This is a genomic window from Beijerinckiaceae bacterium, from assembly GCA_004564215.1.
GTDB lineage: Bacteria > Pseudomonadota > Alphaproteobacteria > Rhizobiales > Beijerinckiaceae > Methylocapsa.
Genome location: CP024846.1, coordinates 2,424,533 through 2,438,590 on the forward strand (window position 1 = coordinate 2,424,533; position 14,058 = coordinate 2,438,590).

A 14,058-nucleotide genomic window follows, 5' to 3' on the forward strand; every position below is an offset into this window, starting at 1 on the left:
GAGGAACTCTTTGTTTATGATGCGGCGTTTGCTACCTGAGCCTCTGACCTGCTTACGCCGGCTGTTTTGAGACTTGATGTAAAATGGAGCTTGTTGACGGCATGGACGAATCGAAAAACAGCCGCAAGGAAATAAATGGCCAGCCCGGCCATGGCGTTGATTCCGCGCGGTTTCGGGAGGCGATGAGCCATGTTGCCGCCTCGGTGCATATTGTCACCACCGATGGGCCGGCCGGACCAGCGGGAATCACCGCGACGTCCGTCGCCTCGATCGCCGTCGAGCCGCCCATGATGTTGTTCTGCATCAACCGAAACTCGCCGTCGGCGGTCAGAATCGTCGAAAATGGGGTGTTTTGTATCAACACGTTGTCTCCCTCGGATGAGGCGCTGGCCGATATTTTTGCCGGTCGGACCCAACATCATCTGGAACAGCGATTTACGAGCGGCGAATGGACCAAGCTCGCGACCGGCGCTCCGGTCTTGACCAGCGCGGTCGCGGTATTCGATTGCCGGCTTGTCGAGGTTAAGGATGTCGCCACCCATTCCATCGTGATTGGTATAGTCGAGGCCGTCGAATTCGGGCCGGAATTGACCAACCTTACTTATGCCCACCGCAAATATAGGGCGATCTGAAGCAGGCGGGCGCTGCGAAAACGCAGTCACCGGCGCCGGGCCTTGTCCAGAGCCTTTTGGAGTGCGAGCCATCCCTAGGATTCGCGTTCGAGGATGAGACCAAGCTGCAACACGGGCGAAATTTCGTATTCCGGCACGCGGCTTGCCTAACTCTCAATCGCAACTCTGTATTAATATGACGCGTTGTTGAATGAGACATGGGCACCGCTGGCGGCCTCCGGGCGCCTGAGCGATGCGGCGAAATCTGCCTGCGGGCGTTACGAGCGCGGAGGTTAAAATGATCGATACCAAACGGATTGAGACACGCGAGCCATCCCCGGATTTTATCAAGCAGCTTGCCGGCTATGGCCTCACCACCGCGCAAATTCTCTACCATTTGCCTGATCATCCGCGCCTGCTGCAGGCCTATATTTGGCAAGACTACGACGTCGCGCCGGATTTCCCGACCCTGATCAAATTTCTGACATTCTGGAAGGAAAAGCTCGACGGTCCGCTGCACAGCGTGGTGGTTGGGCACGCAAAGCTCATCAAGCCGGCCGAAATCAAGACGCTGGATGGAGAGTTCCGGCTGCATTAGAGCGGGATGAGGAAAAGTGGAAGCCGGTTTTCCGCCCGCATCCCGCTCTAAACTTTTGGAATCGATCACTTGGGTTTGCAAGCGCGCGGGCCTTCGCGCACAGGCGATCCGGCGTCCCGAAAGCAAAGAACACGCTTTGCACGCAAGGTGGCACACAAAAACTGCTTTGGCCGACAGGCGCGCGCCTGCCTAGATGAGCCGCAATCCCTTCAGGCTCGCATGGCCGTGCCTGCCGATGATCAGATGGTCATGCACCACGATATTCAACGGCTTGCCGACGGCGATGATCTGATGTGTCAGATGGATGTCGTCGGTTGACGGCTGCGGATCGCCTGATGGATGATTATGGACCAGGATGATTGCCGACGCGCTGAGTTCGAGCGCGCGCCGCATGATCTCCCTTGGGTAGACCGGGGCATGGTCGACGGTGCCGATGCCCTGGACCTCATCGGCGATCAGAAAATTTTTCTTGTCGAGAAAGAGCACGCGAAACTCCTCCCGGTCTAGGTAGGCCATTGCTGTTCGGCAATAATCGACGACCGCGCTGAAGCTCGACATCGACGGCCGCTTTTCGATCGAGGATTTGGCGAAGCGTTTTGCCGCCGCCTCGACGATCTTCAGCTCGATAATCGCGGCGTCGCCGAGACCATCGATTTCCCGTAACCGCTCCGGCCGCGCCGCTACGACTTCGGCAAAGGATCCAAATCGCGCGATCAGTGTTTTCGCGAGTGGTTTGACATCCCGCCGCGGCATGGCGCGAAACAGAATCAGTTCGAGCAGTTCATAATCGCCCAAGGCATCGGCGCCGCCCTTGCGGAACCTTTCCCGCAAACGCTCCCGATGCCCCAAATAATGCGGCGGGTCGGACTCTGCCTCCTCCGCCTGCGTCTTTGTCATGCTGGCGGGGCCGAGGAAGAGGGCAGATGGCGCAAATTTTTCGGCGACAAGCGAACGCCTCCACGCGAGGGTTGATCAATTCGGCGTCAACTTAATCTATTGTTGCATTGAAACAAAGATCGCCCGCGCGCTCTCCGTCCTGTCGGTCCGGGCTTAAGCTCCTTTGGTTTCGAGCGATCCGGCGAGCTGCGCGCGAAGGCTTTGGTTTTCCGTTTCCAACTGCGCCAGACGGGCGTGCAGAGGCGCCATCGCGACTTCGACCTCCGCTGTTGTGAAACGCGGCGTAATATGTTGGGGGCAGTTCCAGTCGAACGCGTCGAGATGGAGCAGGATGGCGCGCTCCGGCCGGCCCTTGTAACCAGGGAGTGCCAATCTCTGCGCCAGGTCGGGGCTTTCGTGGATGTCGCGGATCTCGATATGCGCCAGGATCTTGAGGCGTCGGCGGTTGGGATAATCGATCAGGAACAGTGCCGCTCGGTCATTGGCGGCTGCATTGCCGACGCTGATGTATTGGCGGTTGCCGCGGAAGTCGGCGAAACCGAGAGTTCGCTCGTCCAGAACTTTCAGGAATCCCGGCGAGCCGCCCCGGTGTTGGATGTAGGGCCACCCCGTTTCAGAAACCGTCGCCATGTAAAAACTGTCGCGCGCGGCAATAAAGCCGGTTTCCGGCTCGGTGAATCTATTGAAACTGCGCTGGCCGTCGAGTGATTCCCACATCTCGCGGCTGCCATTCTGGGCCTGGACGGCCTTGACGCTCGGTGTCGCTGTCAGATCGAGGAAGCGGCTGACCATCGGAATATATCCCTCTGTGAGGTGGATCTCGGCGGCCGGGGCCGCGCCAGCAGATCTAGGCCATCGCCTGCTGCGCGATAATTGCCCTATCCAGCAAGTCTTTATTGTGGAATATGCAATAATATGGATCGTCTCGAGGCCATGCGCGCATTCACCGCCGTCGCCACGCTGGGGAGCTTCGCCGAGGCGGCCCGGCAGTTGCGGATTTCGCCTTCCGCGACGACACGCTTGGTCGCCGATCTTGAGGAGAGGCTGGGACTGGTTCTGCTCAATCGCACCACGCGTTCGGTGCGGCTCACCGAGGGCGGCGAACTCTATCTCGAGCGTTGCAGGCGGGTCCTCGAGGATGTCGACGATGCGGAGCGGGCGGCGCGGGGGCAAGGCGCCGAACCTCGCGGCGTTCTCAAAATCACCGCGCCCGTCCTGTTTGGTCGCCTCTATGTGATGCCGATCGTCAATCAGGTTCTGGCCGAGCACCGCCAGCTTTCCATCCGCCTCGTCCTCTCCGACCGCAACATGCACCTCATCGAGGAGGACTTGGATGTCGCCATTCGAATCGGCGATTTGGCCGACAGCAGTTTAATCGCTGTCAGACTCGGCGGCGTCAGTCGGCTTCTTGTGGCAAGCCCTGACTATTTGATGTGGAGATCCGCGCCCCGAGGGCCTGCCGACCTGACCGCGCATGACGTCATTGCTTTCGAGGGCATCGACGCGACCAACGAATGGCGGTTCGAGCCGTCCGGGAAAATCGTGCGGGTCCAGCCTCGGCTGATGGTCAATTGCGCGGAGTCCGCAATTGCCGCGGCGGAGGCCGGATTGGGCATTACCCGGGCTCTTTCCTATCAGGTCAAGGCAGGGATAGCCGCCGGCCGCCTCGTTCCGGTCTTGCCGCAGCATACCCGCGAAATCCTGCCTGTCAGTGCTGTCTATCCGGCGCGCCGCATCGCGTCGGCAAACCGGGCGGCCTTCTTGAGCGCCGCGAAGGCCTATCTCAAAACTCACAGCGTGACGCCGTTCGATGAATGGGCCCCAGCGGCAACGGCCGGGTAGCCGCCATTGCGCATGGCCGTCGGCGACCGCCTCGCGATTTCGCCCTGCCTACGCGGCCGAATAGGGCGGATGGTGCAAAGCTTTCGGCGACAAGGTGAACGCCTCATAGCCGGTTTCAGTGACACCGATCGAATGTTCAAATTGCGCTGAGAGCGAGCGGTCGCGGGTCACCGCCGTCCAGCCATCGGCAAGAATCTTGACGTGCGGCCGGCCGAGATTGATCATCGGCTCAATGGTAAAGAACATGCCGGCCTTCAGCACGACGCCTTCGCCGCGCCGGCCATAGTGAAGGATATTGGGCTCGTCGTGGAACAGGCGCCCAAGCCCATGGCCGCAGAAGTCTCTCACGACGGAACAGCGCTCGGCTTCGGCGAAGTCTTGGATGGCCGCGCCTATGTCGCCCGTCGTGGCGCCCGGGCGTACAACCGCCATGCCGCGCATCAGCGCCTCATAAGTGACTTCGACAAGACGCTGCGCCCGGCGGGGCACTTCTCCGACTAGAAACATGCGGCTAGAATCGCCGTGCCAGCCATCCAGGATTAACGTCACGTCGATGTTGACAATGTCGCCGTCCTTGAGCGGCTTGCGGTCAGGCATTCCATGGCACACCACATGATTGATCGATGTGCAGATCGATTTCCGATAGCCGCGATAGTCGAGGGGCGCGGGATAGGCATCGTTCGCCATCGCGAAATCGAACACGATCTTGTCAAGCGTTTCGGTGGTGACGCCCGGCCGCACATATTCCGTCATGAGGTCGAGCGCCTCGGCCGCTAACTGTCCGGCCCGGCGCATTCCGGCGAAATCCGCCGCATCGTGCAATTTGATGTGTCCGGCTTTCCGTCCCGGTACCTCGACAGCATGAACAAAAGTCATCGGTGTTTCCGTGTTCCGCGCGCGTTCACGCTGGGTTGAGCAATCTGGGGTCAATTTAATCAATTGTTGCACTGAAACAAGGCCGTCGGCGCGGACCTCCTCATCCGGGGCCGCCCCCGCGCGGTCTTGCTCCTTCGGGCAAAATCGGGCAGAACCCGGCCTGCCCCTTTTTGGTCTATTCCCATCGGTTTTTTCGCGGACATTGCATTTATGGCGCCTCCCCTGCGCATCGGTATTGCCGGTCTCGGCACGGTCGGAGCCGCGGTCATCAAATTGCTCGATCGGCAGGCCGAAGCTCTGCAGCGGCGCACTGGCCGCCGGATCGTGGTAACCGGAGTCTCGGCCGCTCAACGTGCCAAAGAGCGCGGAATTGATCTTGCCCGCTTCGCTTGGTTCGACGATTGCGTCGCCCTCGCAAAGGCCGAAGAGATTGATTTATTTGTAGAATTGATCGGGGGAGAGGAGGGCATCGCGCTCGCCGCGGCCGAAGCCGCGCTTGGCTCGGGCAAATCCTTCGTGACCGCCAATAAGGCGCTTTTGGCCAAACATGGCATGCATTTGGCCCATTTGGCGGAAGACAGTGGCGTCGCGCTTGCTTTCGAGGCGTCGGTCGCCGGCGGCATTCCGATCGTCAAAACCCTCCGCGAGGGCTTGGCTGGCAATTCCATCGAGCGCGTCTACGGCATCCTGAACGGCACCTGCAATTACATCCTGAGCCGGATGGAATTGGAGGCGCTCTCCTTCGCGGACTGCCTGAGCGAGGCCCAAAAGCTCGGCTATGCGGAGGCGGACCCAAGCTTCGATATTGGCGGGTTCGACACCGCGCATAAGCTCGCGATCCTGACATCGCTAGCCTTTGGAACCGCGATTGATCCGGCGGCCATCGCGGTCGAGGGCATCGAGGCGATTACCCTGGCCGATCTCGAAGCGGCGGCCGAACTCGGCTACCGCGTCAAGCTTCTGGGTGTTGCGCAGCGCACGCCGTTTGGCATCGAGCAGCGCGTCCATCCGACCATGGTACCGAAATCCTCGGCGATTGCGCAGGTCATGGGCGTCACCAATGCGGTCACGATCGATGCGGATGCGGTCCATGAGCTGACGCTCGTCGGCCCCGGAGCGGGCGGCGAGGCCACGGCCTCGGCGATTGTCGCCGATATCGCCGATATAGCGCGGGGCGTCCGCTCGTCGCCCTTCGGATGGCCGGCCGCTTCGCTGACACCGGCACGGCATGCGCCCATGCAGCTGCACGAAGGCGGCTATTATATCAGGCTTTCGGTGTTCGACCGGCCAGGTGCCGCGGCGGCGATTGCAACCCGCATGGCCGAGCGCGATATTTCCTTGGAAAGCATCGTCCAGCGCCGCCGTCCGGGGACGCAGGCGAGCGTCAACAGTGCGGTGCCGGTGGTTTTGATCACCCATGCAACCCATGAAAAAACCGTCCGCCAGGCGCTCGAAGCGGTGGTCGCCGACGGTTTCTTGTCCGAGAAGCCGCAAGTTATTCGGATCGAGCGGGAGTGATCGACCAAGTCGGTCACTCAAGAAATTGCGCGAAATAGGGCGTGGTGAAGCGGGGCTTCGCCAATTTGCGCGGGATCCTCACGTCTCCTTTCTTGAGCCATTGAGTTTGGATCGGCGAGACGTTGGCCCCGAGCCGATGAATGGCCAGTTCGTTATATTCGCGCGAGAACTGCTGCCATAGAGGCTCCGCGGGGTTCGAACAGAGCGGGTCGAATGAAAAGGATAGTCCGGGGCCGCCCGAATAGAGCCCAAACGGCTTTTTCTCCTTCGTCGGACGCCGCACAAAATAGGTCGCCCAGCCGCTTGGCGAAAAGCCCGTTTTTTCGTGAAACGTTTGAGCGAAGGCGTAGCTCTCGGTCACGACCTTTTCGACCTGCGAGATGTCATGCTCGTAATATTGGAAGTCGAGCCGTGCTTCATTCTTGCTGGGGCGCCAATATTCATTGACGAAATCGGCCCGCGAATAGACGAGCCCCTTGGGCTGCGGGACTTCGACGCCGTCGAAGCCGTGCTGGATCGCGAGACGCTTGGCGACACGAAAAGCGTCGCATTCGAGCCTGAATTCGGGTGGCGTGGACGTGCCGGGACCGGCCTTGAAACGCTGATCGAAAAAGCTTGCGAGCTGGTGCAGAAAGACGATGGCGAGGAGCGCGTCGCATTGTGCTTGCTTCGCAAGCAAGGCGGCGGCAAGTTCGGCCGGAGTTGCAAAGGCCCCCATCGAAATGTCCGACCTGCAGAGTGTTGCCGGGCGCGTCTCGACGAGACATTCGACGATGATTCCGGCAAGGCCGAAGGAACATTTGAATTCGTGAAATGTGGCACCGTCCTGATGGTCCGAAAGAGTGCATAAAGCTCCGTTTTCGTCGACATAGGTGATCCCGACGACATGGGCCGAGAAATATCCGGGGCCATCGAGGGAAGACTCCTTGGTGTCGCCGGCCGCCACGGATCCGACGCTGGCTTCGCCGATTTCGGCCTGGAATGGAATCTCCAGTCCGTGCGCCTGCAACCACATATTGAGCTTTTTGAGACGGCATCCGGCTTGCACGCGCACCACGTCTCTTCCCGCGGCATCGCGTTCGACATCGATCACTTCGTCGAGCTTGCGCAGGCAGATCATGGTCCCGCCATCGTTCACGAAAGTGGATGAGACCGACATCATCGAGCCGACCGGATTGACCGGTGTCGGGAATCGCACGCTGTCGCGCACCAGGGTCTGCACGTCGGCGTAACTGATGGGTTCGGCAAAGACCGCCGGTTTTGTCGTGCGGTGCAAGCCCCAATTGCTGTAGCTGCGTCCCTCGGCCTGGATCAATCCTTGGAAAACGAGGGGCTCCGTCGTGGATGACCCGGAGAAAGGTTTATGTTCCATGTAATTGGCCTCCGCAGATCGAATTAAAAAACGACGAAAGGCGCCGGGGCGGCCGACGCCTCCTCGGTTCACGCGGCGATTGCGTCGACAATGGCCGCCGTGTCGTAGAATTCCTGGAAACGCTCGATCTTGCCGCCTTTGACGGTGAATACATGTGCCCATTCGCTGTCGAATTTCTTGCCGGTGTGCTTGACCCGCGCGAGGGTGCGACCAATGACTGTCACAGTGTCGTCGGCAGCGAAGAACTGGCGCGGCTCGAAGGCTTCGAAATCGAGGGTGTCGGTCAGCGCCTTGAAGAAAGAGGCCGCGCCCTCAATTCCGCTGTGCTTGCCGCGCCAGGGGATCGTTTTGGCGGCGGTTGAGGAAATCCAGTCGATCGAGGGGTCAAGGCGATCAAGGATGGTCTTCAGATCGCCGCGTCCAAAGGCTTCATAAAGCGAATGAATCAATGCGGAATTGCCAGTCATGTTTACCTCTTGCCGGCTGTGTGAATGTAGATCTCGGCAAAGGCGTTACAGCTGGCGCGGGAATTTAGATGCACGGCCTGCGTAATTTTTTCTGCTTTTCAGTTGGAGGGGCGGTAATCATTGTCGAAAAGTCGGTGCTCCGATGCCGACTGCATTTGCGCGCCGACAGGCCCTTTGATCCGCACCCGATTCGGCCCATATTGGGGGCATGCCGAAAGCTCCCAAAACCCCTGGCGGAAAGAGACCCGCCCGCTCCAAAGCGGCGCGGCCCGAGGTCACGCCGCTCGGCGAACATCTGGCGGCGCTTCTCAATCCGGCGCTGAACCAGCGCCAGCTTGGCGTTTCCGAGGGGCCGCAAGCCGAGTTTGAGGTCTCGACGGCCTCCCGCATCGACGCGAGGCTGCTCGGGCTCGAAACAAACGACGGGCAGGCTCCCTCCGCGCCCTTGTACCACCCTGTGGGGATGACCGGCGTCGCGGCGACTGTCGAATCGCTGAAGGATCTGCTCGAGCGCGGCGATCCGAACATCAGGGAAAAAAAGCCGTGGATGCCGCACCGTCCGTCGCGTCCGGAGAAATCGGAAGGCGGTCAGAGATTTCGCGTGGTCTCCGAATATGAGCCAAAGGGCGACCAGCCGGTCGCCATAGAAGAACTTGTGAAGGGCATCGAAGCCAAGGAGCGCGATCAGGTGCTTTTGGGCGTCACCGGCTCGGGTAAGACCTTCACCATGGCGCAGGTCATCGCGAGCACCAATCGTCCGGCTCTCGTTCTGGCGCCGAACAAGACTTTGGCGGCGCAGCTTTATGGCGAGTTCAAGAGTTTCTTTCCGGACAATGCGGTCGAATATTTCGTTTCCTACTACGACTATTATCAGCCGGAAGCCTATGTGCCGCGGTCCGATACCTATATCGAGAAGGAAAGCTCGATCAACGAGCAGATCGACCGGATGCGCCACGCCGCGACGCGCGCGCTGCTTGAACGTGACGACGTCATCATCGTCGCTTCGGTTTCCTGCATCTATGGCATCGGTTCGGTCGAAACCTATACGGCGATGACCTTCACCGTAAAGCAGGGCGAGAAGATCGATCAGCGCCAGCTCATCGCGGATCTCGTCGCCTTGCAATACAAGCGATCGGCCGGCGATTTTTCGCGCGGCGTGTTTCGTGTGCGCGGCGATACGATCGAGCTTTTCCCGGCCCACTACGAAGACCGCGCCTGGCGCATCGGCTTCTTTGGCGATTCGATCGAATCCATTGCCGAATTCGATCCGTTGACCGGCAAAAAGACCCAGGATCTCGAATTCGTTAAGGTCTATGCGAATTCGCATTACGTCACGCCGCGCCCAACCCTTCTTCAGTCGATCAAGGGCATCAAGATCGAACTCAAGCAGCGTCTTAACGAACTCAATGCCGCCGGCCGCTTGCTCGAAGCGCAAAGACTCGAGCAACGTACCATGTTCGACCTCGAAATGCTGGAAGCGACTGGATCCTGCGCGGGAATCGAAAATTACTCCCGCTATCTCACTGGGCGGCGTCCCGGCGAGCCGCCGCCGACCCTGTTTGAATATTTGCCCGATAATGCGCTTGTCTTCGCCGATGAATCGCACGTCACCATCCCACAAATCGGCGCCATGTATCGGGGCGACTTCCGGCGCAAGGCGACGCTCGCCGAATATGGGTTTCGCCTGCCGTCCTGCCTCGACAACAGGCCTCTGCGTTTCGAGGAATGGGACGCGATGCGGCCGCAATCGGTCCATGTGTCGGCGACGCCCGGCTCCTGGGAAATGGAGCGCACGGGCGGCGTCTTCGTCGAGCAGGTCATCCGCCCGACCGGGCTCATCGATCCGCCTGTGGAGATCAGGCCGGCCCGCGCGCAGGTCGACGATCTTTTGGGCGAAGTCCGCGAGGTGGCGTTAAAAGGCTACCGCAGCCTCGTCACCGTTTTGACCAAGCGCATGGCGGAGGATTTGACCGAATATTTGCACGAGCACGGCATCCGAGTGCGCTACATGCATTCCGATATCGATACGATCGAGCGGATCGAGATCATCCGCGACTTGCGGCTCGGCGCCTTCGATGTGCTCGTCGGCATCAATCTGTTGCGGGAGGGGCTGGATATTCCAGAATGCGCCCTCGTTGCCATTCTCGATGCCGACAAGGAAGGCTTTCTGCGCAGCGAGACGTCCTTGGTTCAGACCATCGGCCGCGCGGCGCGCAATATCGACGGCAAGGTCATTCTTTACGCCGATCATGAGACGGGCTCCATGATCCGCGCGATCGCCGAGACCGACCGTAGGCGTGAAAAGCAGCAGGCCTATAATGCCGCCCATGGGATTACGCCAGCCTCGATCAAACGCGGAATCGCGGATATTTTGGGCTCGGTCTATGAGCAAGATCATGTCACGGTCGATGCCGGTCTCGCCGTGCCGGAAATGCTCGCAGGACATAATTTCAAGGCGACCATCGCCGATCTCGAAAAGCGCATGCGGGAAGCCGCCGCCAATCTCGATTTCGAGGAAGCCGCGCGCTATCGCGACGAATTGAAGCGTCTTCAGCAAGTGGAACTCGCCATTGCCGATGACCCGCTGGCCAGTCAGCGGGATGTGGAAGCGCAGGCCGGGGCTTTTGGCGGCACGCGGAAATATGGAAGCGCCGCCAATCTGCCCGCGAGCCGGCCGCATAAGCCGACCGACGCTGAAATGGGGCCGCATAATTTTGGCGGCGGGGAGGCCAAGCCCCGCTCATCGGCCGGCAAAGGCGGGACGCGGGCTTGGAAAGGCAAGCGGCGGTGAGCCCTGCGCGATGCCGATGCGGCGCGACGGCATTGCTTGCGGGCCTGTGCCTTTCAACCTTGCCCTCCGCGGCCGGCCAGCAGTTGATCCCGACGCCCTTTCCGGAGCAGCTTGGCCCGAACGGACAAATCGGCGAGGGTGCGCGTGAACCGCGTTGGCATCAGCATTTGATCCCCGATCCGGTTCCGCAGTCGCTTGGGCCCAATGCGCTCGGCAATCCGCGCCCCTGGCATCGCCACCGCCATCAACATCTTTTGCCTTCACCCTATTGGCGGCAATATCATCATTGGCGCTGAGCGCAACTCTCGAGGCCGACACATGCCATTGAAGATCGAGGATTATGCGTTGATCGGAGACTGCGAGACGGCGGCCCTCGTCGGGCGTGACCTCTCCATCGACTGGCTCTGCTGGCCGCGTTTCGATTCGTCGGCTTGTTTCGCCGGTCTCCTTGGCAGCAAGGACAATGGGCGATGGATGATCGAGCCGGTCGATCCAGCCGCCAAAGTGACCCGAACTTATCGCGGCAATTCCTTGATCCTCGAAACCACGATCGAAACCACGGAAGGCATTGCCGTGGTCGTGGACTTCATGCCGACGCGCACCCGCGGCTCGCATCTCATTCGTCTCGTGCAAGGCAAAAAGGGCAGCGTCAAATTTAGGACCGAACTCATCATCCGGTTCGATTACGGCTCGGTCGTGCCATGGGTACGCCGCTGCGACGATGGGAGCCTGCAGGCTGTCGCGGGGCCTGACCGCCTTGTCCTTCGCGCGCCCATCAGGCTTCGTCCCAAAGGCCGCACCCATGTCGGCGAATTCACCGCCGTGGCCGGTGAAACGACGGATTTTACTTTGAGCTACGGCGTATCCTATCTGGAGACTCCAAGGGCGATCGATCCCATTCAAGCGCTTGAGAAAACCGAGAAGACGTGGAGTGCCTGGTCCAAACCGTTCGAGGGAGCAGGCCCATGGTCGGCTGCGGTCGTCCGTTCGCTGGTCACGTTGCGGGCGCTGATCTTTCAGGAAAGCGGCGGTATCGTCGCAGCTCCAACCACCTCACTCCCGGAGCAATTGGGTGGCTCCCGTAACTGGGACTACCGGTTTTGTTGGCTGCGCGACGCGACCTTCACTTTGCTCGCCCTGATGAATGCGGGCTACGCGGATGAGGCCAAGCGGTGGCGCGCATGGCTGATCCGCGCTGTGGGCGGCGAACCGTCGCTGGTGCAAATTCTTTATGGGATCGGCGGCGAGCGGTTCTTGCCGGAACGGACTCTTCCCTGGCTTTCCGGCTACGACGGCGCAAAACCGGTCCGCGTCGGCAACGCGGCGGCGGCTCAATTGCAGCTCGATATTTATGGCGAGGTGCTCGACGCCCTGTATCAAAGCCGCAATCGTGGGTTGGTTTCGGATGCGTCGGATTGGATGCTGCAAATCGAACTCTTGAAGCATCTTGAAAAAATCTGGGAATTTCCCGACGAAGGAATTTGGGAGGTGCGTGGGCCGCGCCGCCATTTCACCCATTCGAAAGTCATGGCCTGGGTCGCCTTCGACCGAGGGGTCAAGAGCATCGAGCAATTTGGCTTTGTGGGGCCGCTCGATCATTGGCGGCAGCTGCGCCAGCGCATTCACGACGAGGTTTGCGAGAAAGGGTTCGACGCGGAACTCGGGACCTTCACACAGAGCTATGGCGTGAAGCAGCTCGACGCCAGCCTTCTGATGATCGTGCTCGTGGGCTTTTTGCCGCCCGAGGACAAGCGGGTGCGCGGCACGGTCGAGGCAATCGAACGGCGCTTGGTGGTGGATGGCTTCGTGCGCCGCTACGATACGCTGACCGCGGAGGATGGTTTGCCGGCGGGCGAAGGAGCATTCCTCGCCTGCAGCTGCTGGCTCGTCGATAATCTCGTGCTCTTGGGGAGGTTGGACGATGCCCGGCAATTGTTCCAGCGGCTTCTCGCCGTGCGCAATGATCTCGGATTGTTATCCGAGGAATATGATCCCGCCGCAAAACGACTCGTCGGCAATTTTCCGCAGGCCTTTTCGCATATCGCCTTGATCAACTCGGCCTATAATCTCAATCGGGCGGCAAAGCCCGCGGAACAGCGCTCCGGTGCCAAAGCCCCGGAGACGGATGACGATCCATCGGCTTTGTTTTAGTCTGGAAAATTCACTCGTTGCCGGCGAGCTTCGAGGCGAAATAGGCGATGGTCCGCGAATAGACGTCAGCCTTGTTCCATTCCTTGATGACGGCGAAATTGGCCGATCCCGGCGTCCAGTCACCGCCACGCTGCCAGCCGTAACCCTTGAGGTAATTCGCGGTCGAGGCGAGCACATCGGGGATGCTATGGATGAGGTCGACCCGCCCATCGCCGTCGAAATCAATACCGTATTTGAGATAGGACGATGGCATGAATTGGGTCTGGCCGAGTTCGCCGGCCCAAGCGCCCCGCATTGCCCCCGGGGCCAAATCCCCGCGCTGAACAAGGCGCAAGGCATCGAGGAGCTCGGCCTGAAATCTATCGGTGCGGCGGCAATCGAAAGCAAGAGTGGCTAGGGCCCGTAAAGTTGGCGTATTGCCATTGACCGCGCCGAAATCTGTTTCGAGACCCCAGATCGCAACAATCACGGGAGCTGGTACGCCATAGGTCTGCTCAATCCGGGAAAAGGTCGGTCCATATTGCTTGATAAGCGCGGCGCCCTTGTGGAGTCGGTAGGAGTTGACCATTCGGCCCGCGAATTGTTCGAAGCTTTGATGAAAAACATGCTGGCCGTGATCCTTCGAAACGATGGAGGGATCATAGCTGACACCATCGAGGGCACTAATTGCCGATTGGGAAATGCCTTGCGCCGCAGCTTCCCGCTTGAAACCGGCAAGCCATGCCTCGAAACCGGCTGGATCGCGGCAGGTCGCAGCTTCAACCGGAGCCAGCCAAAGGAGGCAAATGAGCAACGCCGAAAAGCGGATCATCGATCGCATAAAAACGGCTCCAGCTGAAATGCAAGGAAGGTGGTTGATCGGGCGCTTGTTGCAACTTGTAGTTGGGGTTTCGAAGCGGCGGGATATAGGTGGGCGCAGAACCTCCCGCAAGGCG

At 60.1% G+C, this 14,058-nt stretch carries 13 protein-coding genes; 7 read left to right on the plus strand and 6 right to left on the minus strand.

The features are described from left to right. Positions 1-101: 101 nt before the first annotated feature. Complete coding sequence (locus tag CU048_11415; protein ID QBR72880.1) at positions 102-632, plus strand: 4-hydroxyphenylacetate 3-monooxygenase; 531 nt, start codon at positions 102-104, stop codon at positions 630-632. A gap of 277 nt (positions 633-909) precedes the next feature. After that, positions 910-1,209, plus strand: a complete 300-nt coding sequence (locus tag CU048_11420) for a protein usg (protein ID QBR71778.1) — start codon at positions 910-912, stop codon at positions 1,207-1,209. Between the two features lie 189 nt (positions 1,210-1,398). Here the strand turns inward: CU048_11420 and CU048_11425 are convergent, their stop codons facing one another. After that, on the minus strand, positions 1,399-2,106 hold the full coding sequence (locus tag CU048_11425) for a hypothetical protein (GenBank protein ID QBR71779.1): 708 nt from the start codon (positions 2,104-2,106) through the stop codon (positions 1,399-1,401). 153 nt (positions 2,107-2,259) lie between these two features. Continuing rightward, positions 2,260-2,898 (minus strand): pyridoxamine 5-phosphate oxidase, encoded by a 639-nt coding sequence (locus CU048_11430; GenBank protein ID QBR71780.1) that lies wholly within the window; start codon positions 2,896-2,898, stop codon positions 2,260-2,262. A 123-nt stretch (positions 2,899-3,021) separates the two neighbouring features. On the opposite strand from CU048_11430, the gene CU048_11435 reads away from it, so the two are divergent. Continuing rightward, positions 3,022-3,948, plus strand: a complete 927-nt coding sequence (locus CU048_11435; protein ID QBR71781.1) for a LysR family transcriptional regulator — start codon at positions 3,022-3,024, stop codon at positions 3,946-3,948. A 48-nt stretch (positions 3,949-3,996) separates the two neighbouring features. On the opposite strand, the gene map is transcribed toward CU048_11435, so the two are convergent. Then, the gene (gene map, locus CU048_11440) at positions 3,997-4,824 is read right to left on the minus strand and encodes a type I methionyl aminopeptidase (protein ID QBR72881.1); all 828 of its coding nucleotides are present in this window, start codon (positions 4,822-4,824) and stop codon (positions 3,997-3,999) included. A 210-nt stretch (positions 4,825-5,034) separates the two neighbouring features. Between map and CU048_11445 the strand changes: the two genes are divergently transcribed. After that, entirely contained in the window at positions 5,035-6,342 is a 1,308-nt protein-coding gene (locus CU048_11445) for a homoserine dehydrogenase (GenBank protein ID QBR71782.1), read from the plus strand. Between the two features lie 13 nt (positions 6,343-6,355). On the opposite strand, the gene CU048_11450 is transcribed toward CU048_11445, so the two are convergent. Together CU048_11450 and CU048_11455 are read right to left on the minus strand one after the other, a co-directional pair. Continuing rightward, positions 6,356-7,876, minus strand: coding sequence for a hypothetical protein (locus CU048_11450; protein ID QBR71783.1), 1,521 nt, complete (start codon positions 7,874-7,876; stop codon positions 6,356-6,358). Beyond that, the gene (locus CU048_11455; GenBank protein ID QBR71784.1) at positions 7,783-8,181 is read right to left on the minus strand and encodes a hypothetical protein; all 399 of its coding nucleotides are present in this window, start codon (positions 8,179-8,181) and stop codon (positions 7,783-7,785) included. Before CU048_11455 ends, CU048_11450 begins: the two co-directional genes overlap by 94 nt. A 208-nt stretch (positions 8,182-8,389) precedes the next feature. Between CU048_11455 and CU048_11460 the strand changes: the two genes are divergently transcribed. Genes CU048_11460 through CU048_11470 form a run of 3 tightly spaced genes read left to right on the plus strand, consistent with a single transcriptional unit; the run spans position 8,390 to position 13,123 of the window. Further along, positions 8,390-10,972: an excinuclease ABC subunit UvrB gene (locus tag CU048_11460; protein ID QBR71785.1), complete on the plus strand. Its 2,583-nt coding sequence runs from the start codon at positions 8,390-8,392 to the stop codon at positions 10,970-10,972. Continuing rightward, positions 10,969-11,268 (plus strand): hypothetical protein, encoded by a 300-nt coding sequence (locus tag CU048_11465; GenBank protein ID QBR71786.1) that lies wholly within the window; start codon positions 10,969-10,971, stop codon positions 11,266-11,268. The genes CU048_11460 and CU048_11465 overlap by 4 nt, the downstream gene beginning before the upstream one ends. Before the next feature lie 22 nt (positions 11,269-11,290). Then, positions 11,291-13,123, plus strand: a complete 1,833-nt coding sequence (locus CU048_11470) for a glucoamylase (protein ID QBR71787.1) — start codon at positions 11,291-11,293, stop codon at positions 13,121-13,123. 10 nt (positions 13,124-13,133) lie between these two features. On the opposite strand, the gene CU048_11475 is transcribed toward CU048_11470, so the two are convergent. After that, on the minus strand, positions 13,134-13,943 hold the full coding sequence (locus CU048_11475; protein QBR71788.1) for a lytic transglycosylase: 810 nt from the start codon (positions 13,941-13,943) through the stop codon (positions 13,134-13,136). Positions 13,944-14,058: the final 115 nt, after the last annotated feature.

Bases quoted from the DNA above. Each gene is read 5' to 3' on its own strand.
- CU048_11415 (QBR72880.1), top strand. From the start codon at position 102: ATGGACGAATCGAAAAACAGCCGCAAGGAAATAAATGGCCAGCCCGGC.
- CU048_11420 (QBR71778.1), top strand. From the start codon at position 910: ATGATCGATACCAAACGGATTGAGACACGCGAGCCATCCCCGGATTTT.
- CU048_11425 (QBR71779.1), bottom strand. From the start codon at position 2,106: ATGACAAAGACGCAGGCGGAGGAGGCAGAGTCCGACCCGCCGCATTAT.
- CU048_11430 (QBR71780.1), bottom strand. From the start codon at position 2,898: ATGGTCAGCCGCTTCCTCGATCTGACAGCGACACCGAGCGTCAAGGCC.
- CU048_11435 (QBR71781.1), top strand. From the start codon at position 3,022: ATGGATCGTCTCGAGGCCATGCGCGCATTCACCGCCGTCGCCACGCTG.
- map (QBR72881.1), bottom strand. From the start codon at position 4,824: ATGACTTTTGTTCATGCTGTCGAGGTACCGGGACGGAAAGCCGGACAC.
- CU048_11445 (QBR71782.1), top strand. From the start codon at position 5,035: ATGGCGCCTCCCCTGCGCATCGGTATTGCCGGTCTCGGCACGGTCGGA.
- CU048_11450 (QBR71783.1), bottom strand. From the start codon at position 7,876: ATGGGCACATGTATTCACCGTCAAAGGCGGCAAGATCGAGCGTTTCCA.
- CU048_11455 (QBR71784.1), bottom strand. From the start codon at position 8,181: ATGACTGGCAATTCCGCATTGATTCATTCGCTTTATGAAGCCTTTGGA.
- CU048_11460 (QBR71785.1), top strand. From the start codon at position 8,390: ATGCCGAAAGCTCCCAAAACCCCTGGCGGAAAGAGACCCGCCCGCTCC.
- CU048_11470 (QBR71787.1), top strand. From the start codon at position 11,291: ATGCCATTGAAGATCGAGGATTATGCGTTGATCGGAGACTGCGAGACG.
- CU048_11475 (QBR71788.1), bottom strand. From the start codon at position 13,943: ATGCGATCGATGATCCGCTTTTCGGCGTTGCTCATTTGCCTCCTTTGG.